The 25,674-nt window shown below is 58.0% G+C and carries 15 protein-coding genes; 1 reads left to right on the top strand and 14 read right to left on the bottom strand.

Going from position 1 to position 25,674, the window contains the following annotated elements; translation table 11 throughout:
- Positions 1 to 32: 32 nt before the first annotated feature.
- The 10 genes from PEH01S_RS20775 to PEH01S_RS20820 all read right to left on the bottom strand — a co-directional run bounded on the left by PEH01S_RS20775 (position 33) and on the right by PEH01S_RS20820 (position 13,634).
- Positions 33 to 2,162, bottom strand: a complete 2,130-nt coding sequence (locus tag PEH01S_RS20775; RefSeq protein WP_164827959.1) for an IucA/IucC family protein — start codon at positions 2,160 to 2,162, stop codon at positions 33 to 35.
- Positions 2,159 to 3,385: a type III PLP-dependent enzyme gene (locus PEH01S_RS20780; RefSeq protein ID WP_127487816.1), complete on the bottom strand. Its 1,227-nt coding sequence runs from the start codon at positions 3,383 to 3,385 to the stop codon at positions 2,159 to 2,161. The genes PEH01S_RS20775 and PEH01S_RS20780 overlap by 4 nt, the downstream gene beginning before the upstream one ends.
- Before the next feature lie 55 nt (positions 3,386 to 3,440).
- Entirely contained in the window at positions 3,441 to 4,199 is a 759-nt protein-coding gene (locus PEH01S_RS20785; RefSeq protein ID WP_246063016.1) for an HpcH/HpaI aldolase family protein, read from the bottom strand.
- 23 nt (positions 4,200 to 4,222) lie between these two features.
- Positions 4,223 to 6,136 (bottom strand): IucA/IucC family protein, encoded by a 1,914-nt coding sequence (locus tag PEH01S_RS20790; protein WP_246063017.1) that lies wholly within the window; start codon positions 6,134 to 6,136, stop codon positions 4,223 to 4,225.
- On the bottom strand, positions 6,133 to 8,031 hold the full coding sequence (locus PEH01S_RS20795) for an IucA/IucC family protein (RefSeq protein WP_127487819.1): 1,899 nt from the start codon (positions 8,029 to 8,031) through the stop codon (positions 6,133 to 6,135). The genes PEH01S_RS20790 and PEH01S_RS20795 overlap by 4 nt, the downstream gene beginning before the upstream one ends.
- Before the next feature lie 40 nt (positions 8,032 to 8,071).
- Positions 8,072 to 9,154: a 2,3-diaminopropionate biosynthesis protein SbnB gene (gene sbnB, locus PEH01S_RS20800; protein WP_246063018.1), complete on the bottom strand. Its 1,083-nt coding sequence runs from the start codon at positions 9,152 to 9,154 to the stop codon at positions 8,072 to 8,074.
- Between the two features lie 18 nt (positions 9,155 to 9,172).
- Positions 9,173 to 10,159: a 2,3-diaminopropionate biosynthesis protein SbnA gene (gene sbnA, locus PEH01S_RS20805; protein WP_051570482.1), complete on the bottom strand. Its 987-nt coding sequence runs from the start codon at positions 10,157 to 10,159 to the stop codon at positions 9,173 to 9,175.
- 156 nt (positions 10,160 to 10,315) lie between these two features.
- Positions 10,316 to 10,783, bottom strand: a complete 468-nt coding sequence (locus PEH01S_RS20810; RefSeq protein ID WP_025850550.1) for a helix-turn-helix transcriptional regulator — start codon at positions 10,781 to 10,783, stop codon at positions 10,316 to 10,318.
- Between the two features lie 301 nt (positions 10,784 to 11,084).
- A complete protein-coding gene (locus PEH01S_RS20815; protein ID WP_127487821.1) occupies positions 11,085 to 12,428 on the bottom strand; it encodes an LLM class flavin-dependent oxidoreductase in 1,344 nt (447 codons plus the stop codon).
- A gap of 195 nt (positions 12,429 to 12,623) precedes the next feature.
- Complete coding sequence (locus PEH01S_RS20820; protein WP_025850552.1) at positions 12,624 to 13,634, bottom strand: ABC transporter substrate-binding protein; 1,011 nt, start codon at positions 13,632 to 13,634, stop codon at positions 12,624 to 12,626.
- A gap of 138 nt (positions 13,635 to 13,772) precedes the next feature.
- On the opposite strand from PEH01S_RS20820, the gene PEH01S_RS20825 reads away from it, so the two are divergent.
- On the top strand, positions 13,773 to 15,377 hold the full coding sequence (locus tag PEH01S_RS20825) for an AraC family transcriptional regulator (RefSeq protein ID WP_127487823.1): 1,605 nt from the start codon (positions 13,773 to 13,775) through the stop codon (positions 15,375 to 15,377).
- A 16-nt stretch (positions 15,378 to 15,393) separates the two neighbouring features.
- Here the strand turns inward: PEH01S_RS20825 and PEH01S_RS20830 are convergent, their stop codons facing one another.
- The 4 genes from PEH01S_RS20830 to PEH01S_RS20845 all read right to left on the bottom strand — a co-directional run bounded on the left by PEH01S_RS20830 (position 15,394) and on the right by PEH01S_RS20845 (position 25,566).
- Positions 15,394 to 16,659 (bottom strand): MFS transporter, encoded by a 1,266-nt coding sequence (locus PEH01S_RS20830; RefSeq protein ID WP_025850554.1) that lies wholly within the window; start codon positions 16,657 to 16,659, stop codon positions 15,394 to 15,396.
- A 300-nt stretch (positions 16,660 to 16,959) separates the two neighbouring features.
- Positions 16,960 to 22,563, bottom strand: coding sequence for a glycerophosphodiester phosphodiesterase family protein (locus tag PEH01S_RS20835; protein WP_127487825.1), 5,604 nt, complete (start codon positions 22,561 to 22,563; stop codon positions 16,960 to 16,962).
- Positions 22,564 to 22,864: 301 nt separating this feature from the next.
- On the bottom strand, positions 22,865 to 23,857 hold the full coding sequence (locus tag PEH01S_RS20840) for an iron-hydroxamate ABC transporter substrate-binding protein (protein WP_025850556.1): 993 nt from the start codon (positions 23,855 to 23,857) through the stop codon (positions 22,865 to 22,867).
- A 113-nt stretch (positions 23,858 to 23,970) separates the two neighbouring features.
- Positions 23,971 to 25,566 carry a helix-turn-helix domain-containing protein gene (locus tag PEH01S_RS20845; protein ID WP_164827961.1) on the bottom strand — a complete coding sequence of 532 codons (1,596 nt, stop codon included), beginning with the start codon at positions 25,564 to 25,566 and terminating at the stop codon, positions 23,971 to 23,973.
- Between the last annotated feature and the right edge of the window lie 108 nt (positions 25,567 to 25,674).

Raw genomic sequence — 25,674 nt, forward strand, 5'->3', positions numbered from 1 at the left:
GCGCTTTTTACCCGGGGCATAAATACCCGGAATCAAGTCAGCCTCGCAAACGGATTGACCGTTCGTCCTACGCCGGAAGGCATGCTGCCTGAAGGGGCTCCCTCCTGCTCCAATAGCGGTTTGATCAAGTTTTTCCACGGCCAGTTCGGCTGGCGGAACAGCGAGTCCTCCGTCAGTTCACGGACAGCAGGCGGTAGCCCGGCCAGCTCGATTGCCTGAAGCAAGCTTTCCTTCAACACTAGCCACAGTTTACGTTCCGCGAGCTTATACCGCAAGGCTATCGTCTCCAGAATCGAATACAGATTCACTTGGATGCCGAGTGTCTGCATGTAGAAGAGGAGCTTCTGGGGCGTCTCGTTATACAACGAATTCGGGTAACCCGGCTTCATCTTATAGCAGGGATCGTCAAGTCCGTGCTCCCGCATCCACGGAAGATGCAGCCGGATCGAATCGTGGTCGCGCAGCAGCAGGCCCGAGAGCACGCCTTGACGAAGCACAAGCACGGCATTTTGCCCGTGGATTTCCGGAAGCACGCCCAGACGGAACAGCCGCAGGACGATATGGCAGAAGTGGACGCATACGTCCCCGAACAGCCGGGCGGCCGAATCTGCCGATACCGGCATGTCCCGAAGCCGCATCCACATGTCAAACATATGCTTCGTACCGTCCGGCGGCTGAACGGCAAGCGCCGACATAGGAACCAGATGAATTCCCTCCGTTCCGGTCAGATCGGGCGGATACTTTCGAACAAGCGCAGATAAATGTCTCGGCGGATCGGCAAAGTAGTCGCGGTCCTCCGGCAAGTACGCCCACCAGTTCCGTTCATCGCATAAGCTCAGGCGTTCCCTTAGAACGGGGTCGCGCTCCCGCGCCTGCTCCAGCAGCCGCTGCCCGCGTTCGCCGTTCATCATGTGCACGGCCGGCAAATACCGCACCGCGCCGAGCGAGACGATGCCGAGCGGCAGCTTGACGTGATGAGCGCCGCCGTTTTGGGGAGCCAGGGAACGGGCCGAGGAGGTCGCATAGAATACGCCGGCCTCCACATCGAGCGGGACGCACAAGCCGGAAGCCAGCTCCTGCCGCAACTGGTTCGGAAGCACGGCCGCCAGCTGCCATGGGTGCGCGGGAAGCGCCGTATACTCCTCTGATGACAGCCCGCGCCGCTTCATCGCTTCTTCCACGGCAGCGCGTTCGTCCGACGCGAGCAACAGCTCTGCCGGGCTTAACGCTTGGCGGCCTTCCTCCCTGGCACTGCCTTGAATCAGATACTGGCGCTTGACAGCCAGCCATTGCAGCGTGATCGGCCGCCCCGACTCCGCGCTGTAGGCGCGGTAGTCCGCTTCCGTCCAGCCGCCTTTGGCTTTGGCGACGGGATGGAACGGACGGTCGCGCCAAGCCGCCCGGCGCTCCAGCTGCACAAGATGCCAAGGAGCCAACGCAGGCACCGGGCTCCCTTGTGCGGAAACCGCGTCGGCAGCCACTGCCGACCAACGCGCCTGCTCGAGCGACAGCCGGAGCAGCTCCGTCAGACGGGCCACACCGTCCCGGGAAACGGCACAGCTTCGGCCGGGATCCTGACCGGGACCGCAGAGCGTATCCGTTACGCGCCGGAGCAGCTCCATTGCGCCAAGCCGTACAGGTTCCTCCCCTGGCCGGCTGTCGTTCACCTCGTACACCCCGCCGCCGTCCACATAGCGGTAAGCTTGTACGAACGACGGCACAACGGGAAAGACGAGGTAATGATTGGACGCCCGCTCCACCCACCATCTGTACATTTTCGCTCTTTTCTCGGCACCGGCGTTCTCTCCGCTTCCCGCTCCCGCTTCCGTCAAGCTTAACCAACGGTCTGCCGCAGTCTCCGTTCGTTCCGACTTCGGATCAACAACTCTCTGCGGACCCGATCGCCCCGGCCATAGCGACGCGATAAAGGCCTCCTGCTGATCGGCGGTAAACTCAAGCACATCGCCCCGAATCCCCTCGTCGCTCATGAATCCTTCGGCCAACAGCGCGTTGACCAAATCGGCGACAATGCGTTCCTCCGCTTCGCCGACGCGCGCTTCGCGGGCCGAATCGCCAGCGTGCCTTCCGCTGCGACTCAAGTCCGCCGAGCGGCTATTCCCGCTCAAGATCGGGGCGGATTGCCCCGTAACCGCTCCGTTCATATTAGCTCCCCCTGCGTATCGTCGAAATAAATATGCTCCGGGTGCGCGTGGCTGAGAAAATCGTGAGCGGAAATCGTCCATCCGTACGCCCCGGCCAAGTGAAACAGCAGGACATCGCCGACGCGGAGACGGGCTACTCGAACGTCCCGGGCGAGTACGTCCTTCGGCGTGCACAGTTCGCCGGCCACGGTAATTTCCACATCCAACACCTCGGGCCTCGCGAACGGATAATCCCAGTGCTCCAGCGGAACGACTTCGAACGGGTGGCTGTGCTGCCACGCCCCGGGCAGTCGGAAGTGGTGAGAACCGCCCCGCAGAACGGCATAGTGCTTGCCGTGATTGCATTTCAGATCGACGACCTCGGCGGCATAATAGCCGCAGGCAGCAGCCAAATAGCGCCCGGGCTCGAACAGCAGCTCGACGCCGGGGAGCTGCCGCTCCTCCAGCACCTTGCCCAACTCGGTTATGAACAAAGGCCATTCGAAGCTGCGGTCCGGATCGGTATACGAAATGCCGAAGCCGCCGCCCGCATTCAAATACCGGAGCGTCAAATCGAACCGATCCTTCCATTCCGTCACCCTGTCCCAATAGACCGAGATGAGTCTGGCGTGCAGGCTTGCATCTAAATTATTGGAAATCGAATGCAGGTGGAAGCCCTCCAAGCTTAGATGTGGCAGCGACTGCGCGAGCCCGATCGCTTCCGGAACGTCCTCTTCGTCGATACCGAACTGCGTGGGGCGTCCCGCCATCACGAGCGTGGCCTCAGGGAACGATGCGCGCAGGTTGATACGAAGCAGCACCGGAGCAACCGTTCCAAGGCCGCCGGCAATGAGGGAAATACGGCGCAGCTCGTGCATGCTCTCCGCGTGAATGAGCGTCACGCGCCTCTGCAGCGCTTCCGCGATTTCCGCATCTTTTTTGCCGGGACCGCCGAAAATAACCGGCTTGTCCTCCGAAATCTCGCGAACCTTCCGGATTTCCCCGATGGATGCCGCCTCAAAGCCATGAACAACCGGCGCCAAACAATCCAAAAATTCCTTGGACGGATTCGCCTTCATCGCGTAAAACAGCCGGCAGCCGCCAGGCAAACTGCCGACGCATGCCTGCGCCCGCTCGCGCAGCGTCTTCTTATCGTATAAAAATGCACATACCGGCTCCGACCGTTCTTCCTTCCAACGTTTAATAAGCCTAACGACTTTGCGATCCAACACGGTTGGATTCATCGGCCCTCACCACACCTTCCTTCGAGTTTGTTCGGCAGCGGCTTATACGCTTTGCCTACGTCTGCGCTTCCTGAGCAAACGCCTGCAGATGTGCACGCAAAGCGCGGAACGACACGCCGCGTTCGTCCCCCAGCACGAATGCGCGAACTCCAAGCTTGCGCCACTCGTCATAGTCCTCCGCAGCCCGCGGTATGGCGCAATAGGGCACGCCCTCTCGTTTAGAAGCTTCAAAAATTTGCCTCAGCCCCGCTTTTATTGCGGGAGCGCGCGTTTGCCACGGCATCCCATAAGATTGCGACAAATCCGCCGCCCCTTCCAGCACCATATCGATGCCGGGAACCGACAAGATCGCCGAAGCCTGCTCCACTCCCGCTCTGCTCTCGATCATCGGGACCACCATGATCTCTTCGTTGGCCCGGCGGATGTACGCTGCCAGATCGTGCTTCCCGAACGTTCCCGCTCTGCCGCTGTTCAAGCTGCGGCTCCCTTCCGGACCGTATTTGCACGCCCGCACGATCTGCTCCGCCTGTTCGCGCGATTCCACATGAGGGACGACAATCCCGAGCGCGCCCGCATCGAGCGCCCGCAATATTTCCTTCGGGTGAGGCTCGGACACGCGCACAAGCGCCGTCAGCCCGACCGCCTCCGCTGCGCGGATCATGTTCTCCAGCGTTTCCGGATTGATCAGCACGTGCTCCGTGTCGATAATGATAAAGTCATAGTCGGCGCAGCCGACCATTTCCACGACGACCGGCGAAGGGATCGACGCCAGCAAACCGAATACCGGCTCTCCTCCGCCTAATTTGCGCTTCAACCGATTCGCTCCCAGCATACCGGTCACCGGAACGGGTAAAGCGGGTTCGGCGCATCCTGCAGACGAACCTCCGCATCCCCGAATAGCCGTCTGGCGGTCAGTTGTTCCACTTGGATTGTCTCGGCGAATAGATCGAACGACCGGAATCGCTCTTCATGCTGCGGATGCTCACGCTGATAATCGTGGACGATCTGCGCAACCATGCTCCAGAAGCTTGCCTCCGGCAAGCCGTATCGCTCTTCCAGAAGGAAGCACAGCTCCGTCAGATTGATAAAGAAAAAAGCATCGTGGACAAAATCCCGGACAACGTCCGCCCGGTCTGTCTCAATAAACGAATTCGGATTAATCCGCGCGTGATGATCGGATAAAGCATGGAGCGATGGACACGCTGCCGGATTTGCCAGATGAAGCCGGGAAAACCGGATGCCGTCATGAAAATCTTTGAAGGCTACGCGCACCGGAACGCCGTCACGGTGAATAAGCACCATGTTCTGCGCGTGCGACTCCAGCGCAACGCCGTGAGCGAACAGCATGTGAATCAAAGGCACCACCGATACTTTCAGCAGCTGCCGCGTCCATGCCTCTACCCCTTGGGCCCGGACCCATGGATCGATGAACGGGCGACCGAAGCGTTCGATATGACTCAGCGCATTGAACGGAGCCGCCTCTTCCCCTTCCCTCAAGTAAAGGTGGAGACTTTCCCGCCAAATTGCCCCCAACGCGCCGTAAATTTGGGGTCTGACGAATGCCGGAAGCGAGGCGGTCTCGTGATCGTAAGCGACCCCGGCCACTTCCCGAAGCAGCACAAAGTCAAGACGCCGGGCCTCGTCATCCCAAGCTACCAGTTCGCTTAGCCAATCTGAGATAAGCGGGGCATTGAGCACCGTATGCTTCGCGAGCATCCGGCCCGTTGACGTATTCGTCAGATTCATCGGCAGCTTCAGGTACGCCTTCTCTTTATGCGATACGTTAGCCAGCGTGCGAATCGATTGCTGCGGCCGGTATTCGTCCACTCCTTCGCCCAGAACGAGAACCGCGCCCTCCGCAAGCTGACGGTGCAGCAGCCGAACCGCCGTTTCCCTCCACTGCCACGGGTGTACGGGAACGAACCGGTAGCCTTCAGGGTTCTTCCCGGCCGCTTCCAATTGTGAGACGAACCGCTCCCATACCTCGGCTCCAAGCTCCACAGCCAAAAACTCGCGATATTCCAGCGATTTTGAGTGCGCGTATACGCTCTCTTCTACGGGCACGGCCAGCCATAGCGGATACAGCCCCGGCTTGAACTCCGGGCCGAAGGCGGCGTTATCCTCCAGGTTGAACCCGATCCTCGACTTGTAGCAGGGATGATAAGGATGCCCGTCCATAATATTGCTTTCCAGCTCGTCGTAGCTGCGCTCCGTCCCGGCCAGTTGGCGGAACGGATTCGCATGTTGTGCCTGAGTGTCTTTCAGCAGCGTTTGCCGGAGCTCTTCCATAAAGATGTCCAGACGGTCCGGCCGGACTAGCGGTCCGAGTACTTCCTGGACGAAATCGCCGAGACGCGCTTCCGTCGTCTCCCCGTCCGGCCCGATGCGCCGAATGATCGCCGTGCGGCTTGCCCGGATTCGCCCGAAACTCCGCTTTTTCTTCGCTTCGCATAGATAAGAAACCGGGCGGCCGTCAGGCGAGACGCCCGTCAGTACGACGCGCTCCTCTTTGAACAAGACCGGAGCTGACACCGCAGCCGGTTCGCTTTGGAAATTCACGATGCGCTCGTAGAGCAGCGATTCGATCAACTGCCGGAGGATTCGCCGTTCCACACGTTGATATTCGGGAGACTGCAGTGCAGTTGCCCAATCGCTGCCCCGTCCTCCTTGTGCCCGTCCGGCGCTTTTCCATCCGCACCGCTCTTGCATCCGAGCGTCGCTTGGACTTTCTTTCTTTTGCTGTCCGTTCATCGGCTTCCCCCGCATTCGTATATCGGATTCGGTATCCGGACATAATCCGGCGATTCGCCCCGCTGATGAAAACGGCTGATGAAATTGGCCTTGGCCGGAAGCTCCGGGCCGGTCAGCAGATCGTCCACATAACGGCGCAGCCCATCCGCAGGCCGGCCGTCGTTATCGCAGCGCGCCCTTTCTTCCTGCAGCACCTTTCGGGCCGCAGACCAATATACCGCTTCATCCGTTTCAGTAAAACGGCCGATCGCATGAATCAAGGCTCCCAAATGATTCACGACAAAATAGTATTGGAGCCGCAGCCACGCTTCCGCGTCTTCATAAAGCACCGGGCTGTCCACAGGGACGATCCGGGGCGTCCAGCCGCGGGCGGCCGCCTTGTCCCGGTTCACGCTGACGCCTTCCAAGTCGCGTACGTAATAACGGGCCGGCCATCCCTGCTCCAGCGACAACAGCGAATTTTGCACGTGCGCTTCCAGGCTGATTCCCGTCTCCGCATACAACCGCAGCAGCGGCAGCAAGGACAAGGCCAAATACCTCGCGAGCCATTCGTTCCAATCCGGTAAACGTCCGCCGCCGGTTTGCCGAACCGCTGCGAACAATAGCGGCTCTTCATGGCCCGGAGGCGTCTCCAGCAGTCCCGCGACGACAAAGCAGCCCGCCTGCTCCGCTCCCGTCAACGCATCCGCCTGCCGGTATACGACGGCAAAGCTGGCGGCCAGACGCTCACGCTGCGCCGCATCCGTGACGCCAACATCCACCGTCCGATACCCGGTTTCCGCCAGGATACGCATTCCGTCTCCGGCGTCCGTCCCGCCCGGCCGCTCCTCCATCGCCCGGCGAAGCAGCAAAGCCGCATCCATCGTGCGTCGAAGCTGTTCAGCCGTATTTTCGCGGATGAAATTCGTAATGCGGACGTGAAGCGGCAGCTTGTAAAACATGCCCGCCTTCGGGTCCCACACGGTCCTGACGGAAGAGGTCGGATACACAACCGGCCCGATCGCTCCCAAGTCGACGAGTTGGCCCTGCCGGAGGAGCCGGCGAACAACGGACTGTCCGGCCAGGTAGCCCTTCTGCCACGGATGAAGCGGAAGCAGCTTGTAGCCGCTCAGCTTGTTTCCCAATATTCGGCTTGCCGTCTTCAGAACGTCGGCACCCGCATTGCACTTCTCCCCGATCCATTCCTCGCGAAGAAGCTCATCCGCTACGGCCATGTAATGCAGGGAGAAGGATGCTCCCAATTCCGGGGCATACCGTTCCAGCTCCCGATCCTCGAAGCCGTGCGAGCTTTTGGGGGTCGGGTGAAACGGGTGCCCGAAGAGCAGCGACTGCTCGGACCGGATATAATTCAGCGGCTGCGGTCCCGCTGCCGCTTCCCTGGCTAACGCCCGTTCCAGATACAGCGTCGACCGCCGGATGCTGTTCTCGACCTGTTCATGCATTTCGCGGCAGCGGCTCCCGCTTCCCGTACCCGGTTCCCGGAAGCTTAACTCGGCGAGCAGCGCTGCAATAAGCCGGCCGGTCTCAGCCGGGGCAAAGGAGTCCTCCGCAAAATCATCCCCCGAAGCAAGATAAAAGCGGGTTCCGTAATTATGCTGACCTGACCTCGAATAATATTCGATTAATCCGGCAATCCGGGTTCCGGTGGCAGGCAGCAGGACGATAAAAGCTTCCCCGCCTGTCTGATCGTCCCCCAAAATCTTATGCAGCCCTGCACCGCCCGGTCCCTTGGTCCCGGCCGTCGTTCCCTGCCCGATTTTCCCCGCCGAAAGCCTGGGGTCGAATATTCCCGTTTCCCGCAAGTAGCTGTTCAGCAAGGCGCGAAGCGCGGCATGCTCGGCCAGCCTCCGGCAATCCCCCGCCGCCTCTGCGGCCAGCTCCTGTTTATACAGCATTTCCGCTCCCCTTTCGTTGTTCGCTAGAGACGCGCACGCTTTAATATAACGGCAGCCGCACGCCTGCGCCTTCCCTGAGCGCCTGGGTATAGATGCGGCGCGCGCAAGAAATATCCTCGATCGCCATGCCCATCGGGTTTAAGATGATGATTTCTTCTTCGCTTTCCCGGCCGGGCTTCGCACCGATCACGATCTCACCCAGTTCGGCGTGGAGCCGTTCTTTCGAAAAACGGCCTTCCAGCACAAGCTGGTTCAGCACTTTCTTCTCCCGGTTCGACTGCTCCCAATCATCCACGACGACTTTGTCCGCCCGAAGATATGCCTCCTTGTGCACATCCATGATCGAAATATTGCTTACAAAAGCGCCTTTGCGTAACCATTCGAACGGAATATAAGGCGTATCAGCCACCGTGCAGGTCACCACGACCTCGCCTTCGCGCACCGCCTGCTCGGCGCTGTCAGCCACGGTCACCCGCACATGCGGGAAGTGAATGCGCACGATCTCCGAGAGCTTTTCCGCGGCCGCCTGCGACTGATCGAACAAGTGGATATGCCCGACCTGCGCATAATGCTCCAACAGCGAAGTGAGCTGAGCCTTGGCAATCAGCCCGCAACCAACGCAGGCGATGGTTTGGAACTTCTCGCGAGCCAAGTAACGGGCCGCAACGACCGTGACCGCCGCGGTTCGCATACTGCTGATCAATCCGGCTTCCAAAACAGCCACGGGATAGTGACTCTCCGCATCGTTCAGCACGATGACCCCGCTGGCCCGCTCCAACCCCCGGCTTTGCGGATTGTCGTACTTGCTGCCGATCCATTTGATACCGGACAACGGCAGCTCGCCTCCGACATGCGCAGGCATAGCGATGATCCGGTCCGCGATATGGCCTTCCTTGCCGGACGTCCGCAAATATGGCTTAAGCGGCTGTACATAATCGCCCCGGGCGTGAAGCGTCAGCGCTTCTTCCAACGCTTCCGCATACAGCTTGGAGGAGCCTCCGCCAAGAGATGCGATCGCCTCCCGATTCAAATACAGCAGTTCGGGCCCGCGGGAGCTTAAGGATGTTTTGGGTTCTGCAGAAGCTCTGGTTTGCTCCTGCGGCATAGCTTGCTTGATCGTCATGCGAATCTCCTTCCTGAATTAGGGTAATTGGGCAACCCATTGGTCGTCATACACCAGGTCCAAATAACGGTCCCCGCGGTCGGGAAGCAGCGTGACCACTCGAAGCGGACGATCCGCCGCATCAAGCGTGGGAAGGAGCTTCCGGAGCGCCGCGACGATCGAACCCGACGAGCCGCCGGCGAAAATGCCTTCCTGCAGCAGCAGGTCCCGGCAGCCTTCGGCCGATTCCTTATCGCTCACGTGGATGACGCTGTCGATTTCATCCCGGTTCAAAATTTCCGGAATCCGGCTTGCTCCAATGCCGGGCAGCTCCCGTTTGCCGGGCTGGCCGCCGAACAGAATCGAGCCGACCGCATCCACGGCCACAACCCGCAGGTCCGGGAATTTCTCGCGCATTTTCCGGCTCGTCCCCATGATGCTGCCCGACGTGCTGACGCCGGCAACGAGCACGTCCGCATGGTCGAGCGCTTCCGCGATTTCAGCGCCTGTTCCTTCGTAGTGCGCCTTCCAGTTGTTGACATTGGCGTATTGGTTAATCCAGAATCCGTGAGGTACGGTCTTCAGCAGTTCGTTCACTTTACGGATGCGGGTTTTCAGATAGCCTCCCTGATCGTCGCGCTCTTCGACCATTTCGATATGCGCGCCCATCTGCCGTAAAATATTCAAGTTGGTTTTAGCGATCTTCGGATCGACCACGCAGGTGACGGCCAATCCGTAGATCCGCGACATCATCGCCAGCGCGACGCCCAGATTGCCGGACGTGCTTTCGATGATGTGGGAGCGGGAATCGAGCGCGCCGCTGCGAAATCCCTCCTCGATAATGTACCGGGCCGGACGATCCTTCATGCTGCCGCCCGGATTCATAAATTCCAGCTTGGCAATGACCTCCACATGCTTTTGCGGGAACAGCCTGCTCAGGTATACGAGCGGGGTTTGTCCGACGCACTCGGCAACGGAGCGTTTCACGGACGCGATGGACGGGTCCGCTTGCAGAAGATAGGACATGATCGTTCCTCCCTGTGCTTCGATTCTTACAGATAATGATAATCATTATCAATTACCTGCAAGAAAAATCGTAACACACGCCGGAAGACAGCGTAAATGCTTCAATTGGACGATCCTAGTTATTCAATCGGAGTATGGTACGCGCAAACACCGGATCTAGTGGGGAATCGTTTCGTCAAATGGATTGGCGGTAAGCAGCTGCTTGAGGGTGTAAATAAAATCCGCGCCGGAGCATTCGATGTCAAGCGCCTTCTTAATGTTTTGCACATGCTTCTTCACGGTATTCTCGGAGACAAAGATGACGTTCGCAATTCTCTTGATCGAATAATAATTGCATAGCATGACGGCAATCTGCCGCTGACGTTCGCTTAACTTCAGAAACGCGCCGTTTGCAGGTCCCTGTGCGCCTTCCGGCGACGGCACAGAGCCCGATAAACGGCTCTCCGAGTCGTCCCACGGACGCGCGCCCGAGCGGTCGCACTCCAGCGTCACTTTCACCCGCTCGGTAATGTCCATCACCGACACCTCTCTTACGATCAGGCTGTGCAGGTGAGCCAGCTTCTCCAGCTCCCCTTCGCTTTGGACATGAGAATCAACGGTAAGCTTCAATTTTGTAACGGACATCATTCATCCTCCCCTGGATTCGCTGTCTCGAGCAGCTTGATTCGCCCTGCGGCGCTTTCTCTATTTTGTAGCCGTTGACACCTCCTTCTCCTTCGTATGCCAAACCGTACGACAAAGTGTCCCGCAGCGCTCCTTTGCCGAACCCGGTCACCCGAGCGAGCTGTCGCAGTACACGGCTTACTTGCTCCGCGAGTCGACTCAAAAAGCGGGCACTTCCGCTGAGGCGGCAGCGAAACTTTTGTTCAAAGCAATGCCCTTCCGTCGGCTCGGTGAACAGTAATTGGTTGAATGCAGAGATTTCCTATCGGATCGGTTGAGGATTTTTAGCGGCGGGCCGTTTTAAGCCCAAATGCTCGCGAAGCGTCCGCCCGGTATATTCGGTCCGGAAAAGTCCGCGTCGCTGAAGCTCAGGTACGACGAGGTTGACGAAGTCCTCGAACCCGCCTGGAAAATACGGAGGCATCACATTGAAGCCGTCCGCCGCTTCTTGGGTGAACCACGCTTCCATCTCATCGGCGATTTGCTTGGGAGTCCCGGCTAGCGTATAATGCCCGCGGGCGCTGGCCGTCCGAAGCATCAGCTGCCGGATGGTCAAGTTCTCTTTGCGCACCATCTCGACGTACATTTGAAACCGCGCCTTCTGCCCCTTCACCTGGTCGACGGAGGGCAAGTCTTCCAGCGGGAACGGACCGTCAAGCGGATATTGGGACAGATCCATCTCCAGCGCATTCGACAAGCGGATGAGGCCGAAGGCGGGCAGCGTTAATTCATTCAGCAGCGCTTCCTTCTCCCGCGCTTCCGTTTCAGTAATGCCGACAATCGGGCAGAAGCCGGGCAATATTTTCAACTCGTCTGGGCTCCTCCCGTACTTGGACATGCGCTGCTTCACATCGGCATAAAAGCTTCTGCCATGCTCCAGCGTGTCTTGCGCGGTAAAGACGACCTCCGCCGTTTCGGCGGCCAGCTCCTTCCCGGCATCCGAGGAACCGGCTTGGACAAGCACCGGATATCCTTGAGGCGATCTTCCAATGTTCAACGGACCGCGAACAGAGTAATGCTTGCCTTTATGGTCGAGCGCACGTATTTTGTGTTCGTAATCGGAATAAATACCCGTTTGTTTGTTTGCGACGATCGCGTCGTCCTGCCAGCAGTCCCACAGTCCTTTCAGGACAACCAGGAATTCCTTGGCCCGCTCATAACGGTCGCCGTGCTCGGGATGCCGTTCCAGGCCGAAGTTCAGGGCGGTCGCATCCCCGACCGATGTCACGCTGTTCCATCCGGCGCGCCCCCCGCTGATATGATCGAGAGAGGAGAACATTCGCGCTACATTAAACGGCTCGCTGTAGGTCGTGGATACAGTGGCGATGAGTCCGATTCGTTCGGTGCCCATGGCCAGCGCCGACAAGAGTGTGAGCGGCTCTAAGCCGCCGAGAATCTTATACTTGACCGCCGGGGTCAAGACGAGAGCGTCGGCGATAAACAGCGAATCCAGCTTCGCGCTCTCAGCGGTTTGGGCCAGCTTCGTATAGTAACGAATGTCGGTAATCGATTCCGGGTGCGTCTCCGGATGACGCCATGATGCTTCGTGATGTCCCGTGTTCAGAACAAACAGATTCAAATGCATTTGACGCTGTGCCGGTTTCATGCCGGACACCTCCTATTTGTAAATTTTTTCCTCTCTTACCTCATACGTATCCTTGCTTCAGCAGCGGGGCAAACGAGCTTAACAGCGCCGATTTCCCGCGGCCGTCGCTTCCGATCACGACCGTTATTTTCCCGCTTCCCGCGCGGAATTTGCAGATTATTCAAAGATGCGGGGACGCTAAACAAACGGTCTTATTTATGGGTTGAGCAAAAACCTCGCCAGATCGTCAAGCAGCAAATTGGCCGAGATGAGCCCGCCCGATGAATTCCAGATGCCGTCGTTCACCTTGTAGACTTTCCCTTTTTTAACGACGTCGAGGTTTTTCCATAGCGGGTCCTCTTGCCAAGCTTTTTCGGTCTTCGTCGTTTCGCCTTTGTCGTCCAAAAGCGTAAAATAGAATAAAACATCGCCGTCCGCGTCCGGAATTCGTTCTTTGCCGATAATGTCGGCGAAGGCGTCTTTATCTTGGACAGCCGGACGTTTCAGCCCGACTTTTTTAAGAATGCCGCCGGCAAACGTATCGTTATAATAGAGGCGGACCTTGTCTCCAAGGTAAAACCGGACCAACGACACCTTTGTATTGATTTTATCGCCCAGCTGTTCTTTGAGGTCCTGCACCCGCTTCTCGAACTCGGCGAGCTTTTTCTCACCCTCTTCCTTCTTGCCCAGCGCTTCCGCGTATACTTTATAATTGATCAGCACATCGGAGTTGGTCCGCTCGGAAAATACCGTAGGCGCAATGCTGGACAGCTGGGAATAGATCTTCTCTTGACGAAGCTTGCTTCCGATAATCAAGTCCGGCTTCAGCGCCACAATGGCTTCCAGGTTCGGCTGATTCTCGTCGCCTACAATCGCAACGCCCTCCAGCTGCCCTTTCAAGTGCTCGTAATAAGGATCAACGCCCCACGCTCTAACCATCCCGACGGGCTTGACCCCGAGCGACAGCGCCGCTTCGACGGCATCATTGACGAGGACGACGACTCTTTTCGGCGTCCCCTTCACCGTAGTTTCGCCCATGGCGTGCTTAACCGCGTAGTCCGCGCTTGCTTCCGGGGGCTTGCTTGTCCCTCCCTCCGCAGCTTCTGCCTGCTTCGGCGTCCCGGAAGCTGCTGGCGTTGCAGCAGGTGCCATACCGCAAGCCGTTAATCCCAGCATCAGCAAGATTAGCAACGACAGCACAGGAGCCATGTTTTTCTGCCTGATCATGAACCTTTTCTCTCCTCTTGTTCATTGATAATGATTCTTGTTATCATTTAAGAGTGTATCGTATGCCCTGATAAACGTCCATGCTCTGAAATATCCGTTTTGTTATCCCATACTATCCGATGGAAAGGAGCCGGCACGATGGATTTCCCCCCGTTCGCGCGGACGAACCGGACCTTGTATCTGCTCTCGTCCGTACGCAAATTCAACCGCCCTAATTCATTCTTGACCGGCCCGAGGAAGGTATCCGTACCGGTGCTCTGCTTTGTAGCTAAAGGCAAGGCGCTTCTGCGCCTGAACGATATCGTCCATCACGCGGAAGCGCATCAGTTGCTGTACCTTGCGCCCGGGACGACTATCGAAGCTGCGGCCCAATCGAGCGAACTGGTTTATTTCGTGATCCTCGTGCGTACCGTAACCGCCGCAAGACGCGGAGGCTGCTGGACGTTTGTGGACGCTCCGTCCGCATCGGTTCTGCCGCTGGCTCCGGGCCACGTTCATATCGGGAATGCCGGGCAGGTGCTTCGCCGAATCGAAGAGCTTTATGCCGCATCCAAAAACGAAGCCGGCATGCGTTGTCCGGACCCGGATTTGCTATTGCAGTCGTTCCTTGACCGGATACTTCAGGGGCTGCCGCAATCCCAAGCCGAAACGGCTGCAAGCGGCGGTATCGACCTGTGCATCGCCTACATGCGCGAGCACTTTCATGAGAAAATCACTCGCGAAGCGTTAGCGGATATCGCCAAGCTTACGCCGAACGCCTTCTGCCGGAGCTTCAAACGGGCAACGGGCATGTCTCAGACTGAATACTTGAACCGGATTCGGATCGAACGCGCGAAAGAACGGCTGTCGCCGGGCGTTTCAGTGAAGGAGGTAGCGGTAAGCGTCGGCTACGGCAGCGAATATTATTTTAGCCGCATATTCAAGGAGACCGTCGGCCTCTCCCCTACTCTCTTCATCAAAAGAGAGCGATTGAACGTGGCAACGGCCTCGCGTCTAGGATTTCAGGACAACCTGTCGTCGATCGGCTTGGAGGCGGCAGCCGCGATCGACTGCTACCGACTGCCGGGGATGGACGATACGGAGTACGGTCAGCGGCTGTTATCCCAGCTCGAACAATTACGGCTCGTTAAGCCTGACCTGATTATTGCGGATTTTTATCACCAATCCGTGTATGAATCGTTGAAACAGATCGCTCCAACTCTCGTCGTTAAGCATCATCTGGACTGGCGCGCAACTCATCTGGAGATCGCCAAGCTGGTCGGACGGGAGCAAGAAGCCGTTCAAACATTTAAACAATTGGAGGAACGAACCGCGGACGCCCGAGGCCGTTTGAGGCGGACAATGGAGCGAGCAAGCGTGACCGTCATGCAGGTGCTGGCTAAACGGGTACGCCTGCAGGGAACCGTTAACCATCCGTTGAACGAGCTGTTGTACGAGGAGCTTGGGCTCAAGCCGGGAAATGCGGTGCCGAGGAACAAAATGAGAGACGAATGGCTGCCGGAGGAGCTTCCGAAGCTGGATTCCGGGCATCTGCTTGTTATCAAAAACGGCAGCCAGCCGGAAGTCGAAGCGTTATTGGGGCATTTGCAGCAATGGCATCGGCGGGACCCGATCCGTAAAGGGTTGAGGACACATTTCATCCCGAACTGGCTCGTCATGAGCTGGACACCTCCGGGAAGAAACCGGATCATCGACGAGATCGTTGATCTGTTGACATGGGATAGCGGCCGGGGCCTTGCTTAGGATGGTGATGGGGCGTTCAAAGACCAGATTCCTGCCGGAGCCACTTCGGCGCTTCTTTCGGTTTGCCGAACACCCAGACCAATACACCGCTCAAGATAATCGCCAATCCGTGCAGTGCAAACAGCTTGGAAGCTCCTACGAGACTGCTGAGCGTGCCGCTTGCCATCGGCCCCATAATTTGGCCGGTAAATAAGATACTGCGGGATAACCCCATCCGAAAGCCCAGCTGATCAACGGAAGAAGAGCGTGTTACGGTCAGGAACACGGATTGCAGCAGCGCGCTGGAGGCGAGGCCCTGCAGGATGCGAAGCGGGATCAGCCAGGCGATGCTTGGAGCCATCGTCTGCATCAGGATCGCCAGCCCGCACAGGATGGATGCCGCCGCATAATTGAGACGGATCGGATGCCTATCGTTACGCTTACCCCACCAGGACGATGCGATCCATACGGATGCCCAGTTCACCGCCTGCAGCACCCCAACCCATACAGCCGTGTGGGAAGGCTCTTCGACAAGCTGCTTCACATACACAGGCAGCACCGTCAGCAAGCCATAAATTCCGAAGTTCGCCATAATTCCGGCGAGCAAAAATAAACGTACCTTGCGGTCGCCGAGCAGCAGAATCCACTGCCTGCCCATGCCAAAGGAGGACACGGCAGACCCAGACGCCCGTTCCCGCCGCGTTTCTCTCAGCCCGAAGAAGCTAACCGCCGTCCACAGTCCCAACGAAACGCCAAGCAGCGTAAACAAAGGCTGATATCCGATGACGCTCAGCAGCAATCCGCCGACCAACGGTCCGAGCATCGAGCCGGCCGCGATCGCACCTTCCAGCTTGCCTCGCACACGGCCTTGCTCCTGCGGCTTCGCCTCCGAAGCCGCGTAGGCGGACACGGCGTCCACGACGCCTCCCAGTGCGCCTTGAAACAAGCGAAGCACGAACAGCTGAAACGGGGTATCGGCGAAGCCCATCGTCGTTAATACAACGGCAGAACCCAGCAACGCCCGAACGACCATGATTTTGCGGCTGGTGAGATCGCCCAGACGGCCCCAAAGCGGCGCCGTCAACGCTGCGGAAATGGGGGACGCAGCCAAGCTGAGCCCGCTCCACAGCAACACCGAGGCTTCGTCCTCCGCCCCTAACCGCTCCATGTAAAACGGCAGCAGCGGCGCAATGACCATTGAACTGAATACGGATAAAAAATGCCCGCCCCACAGGATACCGAAATTCGCAGTCTCCCGGCGACGGTTTGGAATCGTTGAAACGGCTGTTTCGCTTGTTTCCATAGTATCGTTCCTCTATTCCACTCTTCTGCATTCCCGACCGAACGCATCGAATACCGGAAAATTGCGATTCAATTGATAATGGTTATCAATTTACGTGACCCATCATAGCATGTTTCGATCCGAACGGATAGGATCTGCAAAGATAATTTCTGTTATCCGAATGAAGTAGCGAGGAAAGATCGGGCGCCCAGATATTGAGCCGTTCGGCAAAGCATCAAGGCTATCAAGCCAATGGAAAAAATATGCCCGGGCTTGGTGGCCCGGGCATACTCTTTGTGAACACGGTCTTGTGATCTTGTGCTAATTGATAAAGCTTGCTTTGATTAAGAAACGCTTCAGCATCACCGCAGATTGAGCCCGCGTTGCGAGTCCGTCCGCTTCGAGCGTCTCCACCGTCATTCCGTTCATCAGACCGGCATGAATCGCAGCCGCTACTTCGGCCTTCGCCCAGCCCAAGCTGCCGGCGTCCTTAAACGGAGCCAACACCTCGCTCTGCTTCTCCTGCGATACCTGTATCTCCAATCCTGCATAAGACATGGCGCGGATCAGCATAGCCGCTTGCTCTTCACGCTTAATTTGTCGGTCCGGACGGAACGAACCGTCCTCATATCCGCTGATGAGGCCCGCCGCCGCTGCGGCCGCTACATCCTCCGCATACCAGGCCCCGGCAGCCACATCGCTGAACCCGCCTTGCGCCGTCACTGGACCGAGGCCCAATGCGCGGACAAGCAGCGCTGCGAATTCCGACCGGGTAATCGGGCGATCGCCTTCGAAACGGTTGTCGCTAATCCCTTCAACTACAAGCTTATTGGCGAGCAGTTCAACGTCCGCTTGCGCCCAGTGATTAGCCATATCCGCAAAGCTTTTGTTCATTTCGATAATGGCGTACGTACCGTTCCCGCTCCGCTTCAAGGTCGCTGCTGTTTGTCCGTTTCTCGTTTCGAACAGAGTCGGGACGAACCGGACCCGTTTCGTGACCGGGTCATAGAGCACTCCGGTCGCTTTGGACCGGTCCACGGCTTTGCCAAGGAGCAGCTGATAAGCTGCCGGTGCGGGCCCGAACGATACCGGCACAGTACGGCCTCCTTTGTTTACCGCCTCAACCGAGAGATGGATGCCGTCCGCAACAGTTGCGCCGTTCGCGGCCAGCTTGACTTCATCGCGTTCGCCGGCGCTTAATTTTTTGATTGTAAAACGGATGGAGAGGTCGCTTACCGCCGAGCCAAGCTGCTGAGCCAAAGCTTCCAGCTTCAGTGCATCCAAAGGAAGCGTATACCGGCCGCTGTCTCCAATGACTGCGAGCGTCGCGCCGTTTTTGCGGATCGCATCGGACAGGCCTGCCGCTGGCAGCTCCAACTGATCGCCGGTAAATTTCACTTCAACGCCGGCGTTGTTACGGAACGCTTCCTTCAGCGCGTCAGCGGCTACTTTACCGCCGCTTGCTTCAACGACCGAACCCGGCTTGGCCGCAGAAACATCGTGCTTGCCTGAACCTTCCGCCGGCTTCCCGCCGGTGCTGTCGGTGCTGCTGCTATCGTCATCGCTGTCGCTGCCTCCGCCGTTGTCGCCTCCGCCGTTGTCACCTCCGCCGTCGTTCCCGCCGCCGTTGTTCCCTCCGCCGTTGTTCCCGCCGCCGTTGTCGCCTCCGCCGTTGTTCCCTCCGCCGTTGTTCCCTCCGCCGTTGTTCCCGCCGCCGTTGTTGCCACCGCCGCCGTTCCCACCGCCGTTGTTCCCGCCGCCCTTCACTTCAAACGTAACGGGCTGCGTATACAGATCGTACTTGCTGCTTGCATCCATCGACGCCGTATATCTTAACAAAGCGTGCGCCGTTCCTGTTTTTTTGGCCGTTACCTTGCCTCCGTTCACGTCCACGACATCTTGTCCGTCCAGCAGGATAATCTCAGGAGTGACGTCCGTTTTCTCGCGGGCGTAGGAATATACTTGCGCCGTGACGGCTGCACTTTCATTTTGAGCCAGGACATAGTTTTCCTTCTCCGGAAGAAGCGAGGCTGCCCAGTTTTTCGAGTAGCTTGCATAGTCGGTGGTCAAGCCGTAAGCGCCCATCGCAAACATGCTCTTGTAGTCTTTCTCGCTATTGATCGTCCACGGGGAGATAAAAATGCCCCGGTGCTTGGCCGCTTCCATATAGTCCTTCTTCAGTCCGGTATACCCTACGTTATACGTGACGTTCTGCTTCTGAACGATCTTCAACGTTTCGCGCAGCGACTTGTTGACATTCGAGGTATCGAAGCCGCTGTGCAGCAGCCCTAGCGGCATTCCCGGCATTTGCTCGGCGAACCGCTTCAACTGATTCGGATCGAATGACATCACGTTGAGCAGGTGCTCCGCGTTCTTCTCCTTGATCAGCTTTACTAGTACGTCGACGGCGCGGGGATTGCTAGTTTTAATTTCAGCGTAAATCATAATGCCGCGTCTTTTGGCCAGCTCGATCTGCTCGTCCAGTGTCGGCACTTTCGTTTCCCGATAGCCCGGCTTCGGCTTGCTCGCGTTAAGCGCCTTGATCTGCTCCAGCGTATGCTCCTCAACCTTGCCGAACCCGCTCGTCGTATTCTGAAGAACGGCGTCGTGAATAATGACCAGATGATCGTCCGTCGTCACGTACATGTCGTTCTCGATAAAGTCGGACCCGTAATCGACGGCAAGCTCGTTGCTCTCGAGCGTATTCTCGGGAGCCTCCGACGGAATGCCGCGGTGGCCGATCACATACGGCTTGCGGACCAGCGTCGTCTGGTTCGAATACACTTTCAGCGCATCGAAGGCCGCCGCCGGGGAATCGGTCACGATGCCGTTCGTTCCGGCCGTGATCAGCCGGTGGATGGACACGTTTTTGTCCGCTGCGCCTGCCGTTTCCTTAGCCCACACCCCGATCAGCCGCTGCTGCAAATAAGCGACATTGCCGATCGAAGCCGCGCGCTGGGGCAGGATCGCGATTTTCGCCTGATGGACCGTTGTGTTTCTGCGAATATCGAGCAGGCTTTCCGGTGTCAGGTTATCTATTCCGCTGTAATCCACGATGCCCCGGATCATCGGGTACGCCGTTCTTACCCGTTTGACCAGCTCGCCGCGGTCCGAGACGACGAAAGCGTCCTCCAGCTCGGTCCGCTGCACATAGTCGGTCAGCTTATCGGCGGCTTGCTCGTCCTTCACATAAAACGCCGGAATCATCCGGTTGCCGAGCGAAGCCATCGCCTCATCCAAGCTGCCGAGCTCGCTCGCGCCCGCCGGGTCGGTCACCTTCAACTCTCGATTCACATGCAGAATCACCGTCGCAGGCAGGGTGGGCCCGTTCAAGCTTGCCAAATCCGCTGCGCTGCGGACCTCCTTGACAACGGACGGCGCAAGCGAAATTTTCGTCTCCGGCTCGGTTACGTTCACGAAGCGGTCCGTCGGCATCGGCGGCAGCGTCTCCTGCTGCAGCGTAATCCGGAGGTTGTCCACTTTCATCCTGCTGCCGTTCGCCTGCAACCCGATTCCGCCCTTGGCATAAGCGGAAGCCGCGTCGGTATCGACGATCACGCGCTTGTCGATCAGCTCCTGCACCCGGTTGCCGTAGGCTTTGACCGTGTAACGGTACATTTTGGCCGGATCGATCGCCTCGCTGTTCGAGCCGCGATCCGTGACGTTCCAGGCGTTCGCCGGGGTACGCTCGGCGAATTCGACGCCGTTGGAAGCCGTCGCGTCTTTGCGGACCGCCATTTGGTAATAAGGGTAATCGTCATTTTGGATACGGAACATGATCGAATGCCATCTCGCCGCATCGTTGGCCGACAGATGGGTGACATCCGCTTCGATTTTGTAGTTGCCGAACAGCTTCAGATGGTCCGGAAGCAGCACGCGCGACGGGTTGTCCGGGGCGGCGCCCGCATTCAACTCGAAGGCGCCGGCTTTCACGACGGCCGCACCGGGCGTCGTGCCTTCGATTCTCGTCCAGCCTGGCGGCAGCGCACCGTCCGGCAAAGCGTCGAAGTTTTCCTCGTACAGCACGTACTCTGCATCGCCCGCTTCTTTGGCTACAACGAGGAACGAAACCGTAGCGCTGTCGATGGAAGCGGTCAGCTTGTGGACGCCTTTTTGCTTGACATGGATCTTGCCGTTCTCTACCTCAATCCCGCCGCTGCCGGAGCTCCAAGTCAAACGGTCGCCGGTTAGCGTGCCGGAGGTAAAATCGCTAAGCTCCGATTGAAATACGATGGATTCTAAACCGATCGTTTCGCCTGTCGTTCCCAGCACATAGCCTTCGCTATGCTTGAGCGAAACCACCTTTGCCCCCACGGCCGACGGTGTAACCGTAACCTCCTGCGCAGCTTCGGCATTGGCGTAAATCGAATGAATCGTCGCTTTACCCGCTTTGACCGGGTACAGCTTGCCATCCAAGATTCTAATCGTGCTCTCGTCCGACGAATACAGCTTGAGCCGATCGCTATAGACCGCTTCCGTGACGCCGTCCGAGAAGTAGACGCTGCCGGTCACGCTCAGCGGTCCGGTCAGCGCTTCCATCGTCGGCGGGATCGCCAGATCGAGCCGGTCGGCCGTGATCCGAGTGACCTTCACGTTATCGAACGACACTTTGCTCTGGTCGGCCTGCAGGCCGATTTTGCCGCGTTCCAGCAGCACATTCGGACTCAGGGTCTTGTCGGTCAGCAGCGTAAAGTCCGAATCGCTCTTCGCCTTGATATATTCCTTGACATTGTTGTCAAAAACCCGGACCTTCATCGTGTAATCGTTATTCAAGGCGAGCGGCTTCCACATCCCGCTGGCCGGCGTTGGATTGAACCAACCGTTATCCGGCTTCCGGTAGGCGATTTCGTAGGTGCCGTTTTGCCTGATCGCCATCTGGTTGTAAGGAGCTTTGCCGCTGGCCGCTCCACGGAACATGAGGGATGCCCAGCGTCCCGCATCCAGCACCTTCTCGAACCGGACGTCCGCTTCAATGACGTAGTTGTCCCACTGCACCGGCGCGATTGCCCGGCCTTGCTTGCCTGACGCGCTTCCGTCGAATACCATCCTTCCGTTGCCATAGGTATCCTGCTCGACCGTAAACGGAGGGCTTCCCGCATTCACGTCGGAGATCCAGCCGACTGGGAGCTGGCCTGACGGATCTCCGTCAAACGTCTCGTGCAAAAGCACCGGATTCACCGCTCCGGTCACCGGATGGCCGTCGTCCAGCGTTACGGTGCCGTACCCGGACGTGTCGTTCCAGAACGATGTGGTGTTATAAGCGCTCCAATAGCTCGACCTTTGCTTTGCAGGGTCGGCGGCATCGTACCGGTCGGTCGTTCCGACCTCTAAGCCGAACTGCTTGTTCCGCCTCGGGTCAAGCTGGAGCATATCCCACGGCACGGCCGCTTCAAGCGTCCAGCCGCTGCCGGTCGTGCGGATGGCGCGCAGTATTTTTTTCTCGTCCTTGCCGCTATGATTATTCAGCGCCGCGCCGAAATGAAATTCCGGGGTCGTCGAGCCCGGCTGGTAGACAAATCCGACCTGCATATCCTCGCTTGCGAACGGAGCCGAGCGGTGATTCGTCGGATCGAAAAACAAATTGATGTTATCCTGCTCGAACCAATAGCCCGCTCCATTAGAGACCAGCGTATCGTCGTCAGCCTTCACGCCGATATAGAGATATTGATTATCCCATAGGAGACCGAATGTGGACTCCTTAAAGACGCCGTCCCCTGTGCGGACGCTCAATGGCTGGTCGATGCTCCAGACGGAATCGTCGAGCTGCCCGTCAATGACGGGAGCATTCTTGGTCTTTTTGGCGATCATGGATTTCCGTCCCGCGTCGGCGGCTTCGGCTTGCCCCGGAACAAGACCGACCGGAATCGTCCCGCTAAGCAATGCGATAATAAGAAATACGTAGAACGATTTGGCATGACGTATCATTGTGGATTCTGTCCTTTCCTATCGTCTTGGTAGGTTATTACGGTCCCGCTTCTGCTTCGGACCGACTCCAGGCAACATCCGGTTCGGTATGCACAACCCCCTTCTTGGGAAAATGACAAAAAACCCTTCTATCCATCAAACAGAGGGGGCGCGCCGAACCGGCGCCTCCGTTTGCTGCATAAAAGGGTTTTCTCCTCGTCTCGTACCCTGCTTATTCGGCTGTCTTTACACTTCTTAATTGTACTGCGGTTTGTTATCGGAGCATCAAGCGCAATTAAATAAATTGTAAACGAACCAACACTTACTTTTGGTTCACGGACAAAATCGTTTCCGTCAAAATGTCCAGCTGCTTCTCCAGCGACAGTCCGTCCGAAAACCAGAATTGCTTCAGATTAAGCAAATACACCCGATTGCCTTTAACCGCAGGAAGGTTTTTCCACAGCGAGTTGTCCATTAACTCCTTGGCCCGTTCCCCTCCGCCGTCCTCCTGATACACCGTAACAAACATATGGTCCGCGGCATATTCCGGAAGCACCTCTTGCGAGATATCCCGGCTCTTGCCCGGCTCGAACACGTCCTTCTTCACTTTGTCCGGCGGCGTTAACCCGAGCATGGCAAACAGATTGTACCCGGCCCGCTGATTTTTGTCCCAGACCCATAAATTTTTGGCCCAGATTTCATACGATGCCGCTGTTTCCCCCGGACCAATGACCCCGGCCAGCTTCTGCTTCGCCTGCGCGGCCTTTTCCTTATAGCGCGCGATCCAGGCTTCCGCTTCCTTCTCCTTGCCGAGCATGCGGCCGAACGTGCGCACCTCTTCGAGCGGGTCCGATCCGGCGAAGCCTCCCCACGGGAAAGCGACCGTAGGCGCGATTTTGCCAAGCTTCTCGACCACTTCGGCCGGCAAATAGCTCGGCACAATAATTAAATCCGGCGCCAGCTCCAGCACCTTCTCGACGGAAACGTCTCCGACGTCCGCCACGCCGGCCAGCTCGTCCTTCAACTGCTCGGAGTTCTTCAACACGAGCGACCCTACGCCGACCGGCTTGACGCCAAGCGCCAGCAGGTCCCCTGCAAACTGAATGGCGACGATCCGCTGAGGGTTCGTCGGAATCTCGATCTCCCCGTTTTCCGCCTCGAATATTTTCGTCCCCGGCTTGCCCCCGGAGACCGCCCGTTCTCCTTCCGCACGCGAATGGTCCTCCGCCTTGCCGCTGCAAGCGGCGATAACGGCCGCCATCACGAATAAAAGCAGCCCTAGTCCTACCATCTGTCTGATACTGATGCGACGCATAGTCCCCCTCCGATGTCAATGATAATCATTATCATTTTAAATCCCATCTCGTATTGTATCAGTCCAAGGCGGAATGACCATATCCAAAGATCATCATTTTTATGGACAAAAGGTCACCGAAGCGCGGACTTCAACAATTGTGTCTGAATTTCGAGCTGCTTTTCCAACGACAGCACGTCAACGGAATGGATCATGTCCAGCTCTATCGCATATACCCGATTGCGCCGCACGGCAGGGAGCTGCTTCCATATGGCGCTTTCCATCACCTTTCCCGCGCTTTCGGCCCCGCCGTTCGCCGGGTATACGCTGATGAACATGTGATCGGCCGCGTAGTCCGGCAGCTCCTCAAGCGTAATTTTTTTCGGCCGGCCGATGTCCAGCACGTCCCGCTTCACCTTCGCCGGAGGGGTGAACCCGAGCGTCTTGTATAAATTGTAGACGCCCCTTCCGTACGATTCGCACATAACCCAGAGGCAATCGGCCCAAATCTCATAGACGGCCGCCGTCTCATCCGGCCCGATAAGGCCGTTCAGCTCCGCCCGCGCCCGCTCCCCCTTCTCCTCGTACCGGGCAATGAACGCTTCCGCTTCCCGTCTCCGGTTCAGGATGTCCGCCAGCGACTTGAATCTCTCGAACGGGTCACCGCTATGAAACACAAGCGTCGGCGCGATCTTGTGCAGCTGCTCGATCATGCCGCGGTCCAGCCAGTCCGTCGCGATGATCAGCTCCGGCTTGAGCTGAAGCATCGGCTCCACGGAAGTGTAGCCGACATCGGGCGTACCCGCCAGCTCCTCCCTCAGCAGCGCCAGGCTGCGCAGCCCTTGATTATACGAAGCGCCGAGCGGCTTGATGCCCAGAGCGAGCAAGTGTCCGACCAGGTCGTAGACGACGATTTTTTTCGGCTCGCGCACATAGCCCGTCGGTGACACGCCCACGACCTGCTTGAATTTGCGGCTCAGATAAAATCCGTCCGCATAGCCGACATTGCGGGCAATGTCGTTCAGGCTTCCGCCTGTCAGCAGCAGCTGCTCCTTCGCCCGGTCGATCCGGATGCGGGCCAAATAGTCGGAGAAGCTGTAGCCGGTCTCCCGCTTGAACAGCATGGAAAAAAAGCGCGGATGAAAGCCGGTCATCTGCGCCAGCAGGTCCCGGCTGATTTCTTCGCGGTAATGCTTATGCATATAGTCGATGGCGAGCTCGATCCCTTTGCGCGACGGACGGATGTCCGTCTCCGAGTCCGGACGGCGGCCCGACGCCAGCAGGTGAAGCAGCTCGTACAGCAGCATCTCCTGCCGGAACGGCTCAGCCCCGGCGTCGCTGCTGCGGATCGCTCTCAGCTCCTTGACGAGCATCCCGCTCCGGTAAGGGGACTCGGGGCATAACTTGCCGTCGGGAAGCCACGGGCTCCGCCTTTCTTCATACGCCGCTTGTCCCGCGGGCTGCGCCTCTTGACCGGGCGAAGCGAACATGCGGAACGAAATCAAGTCCAGCAGCAGCCCGCTCCCGGGTGCAGCGCGGTATTCGATCATCCTCCCGGGGTTGCAGAACAGTACGGTGCCGGAATCCACCAGCATTCGCACCCCGTCGATGCTGAGCTCGCCTCTCCCCTCCGCAGCCGCAATAAAGGTATAGGAATCGATCAAACGTCTGTGCGCGTCATTCCCCGCCGACAGCCGCTCGATATTCTTCATTTGATAAAGATCGCGCATCCGTTTTTTCGCTCCAATTTCGCTATTGATAACGATTATTATTATCATTAAAGCTCATTATAAGGGATGCTCGCGAAGCTCTTCAACAGGTTACCGAAAAACGCGCGC

It is taken from the genome of Paenibacillus ehimensis NBRC 15659 (assembly GCF_004000785.1).
Lineage (GTDB): Bacteria > Bacillota > Bacilli > Paenibacillales > NBRC-103111 > Paenibacillus_G > Paenibacillus_G ehimensis.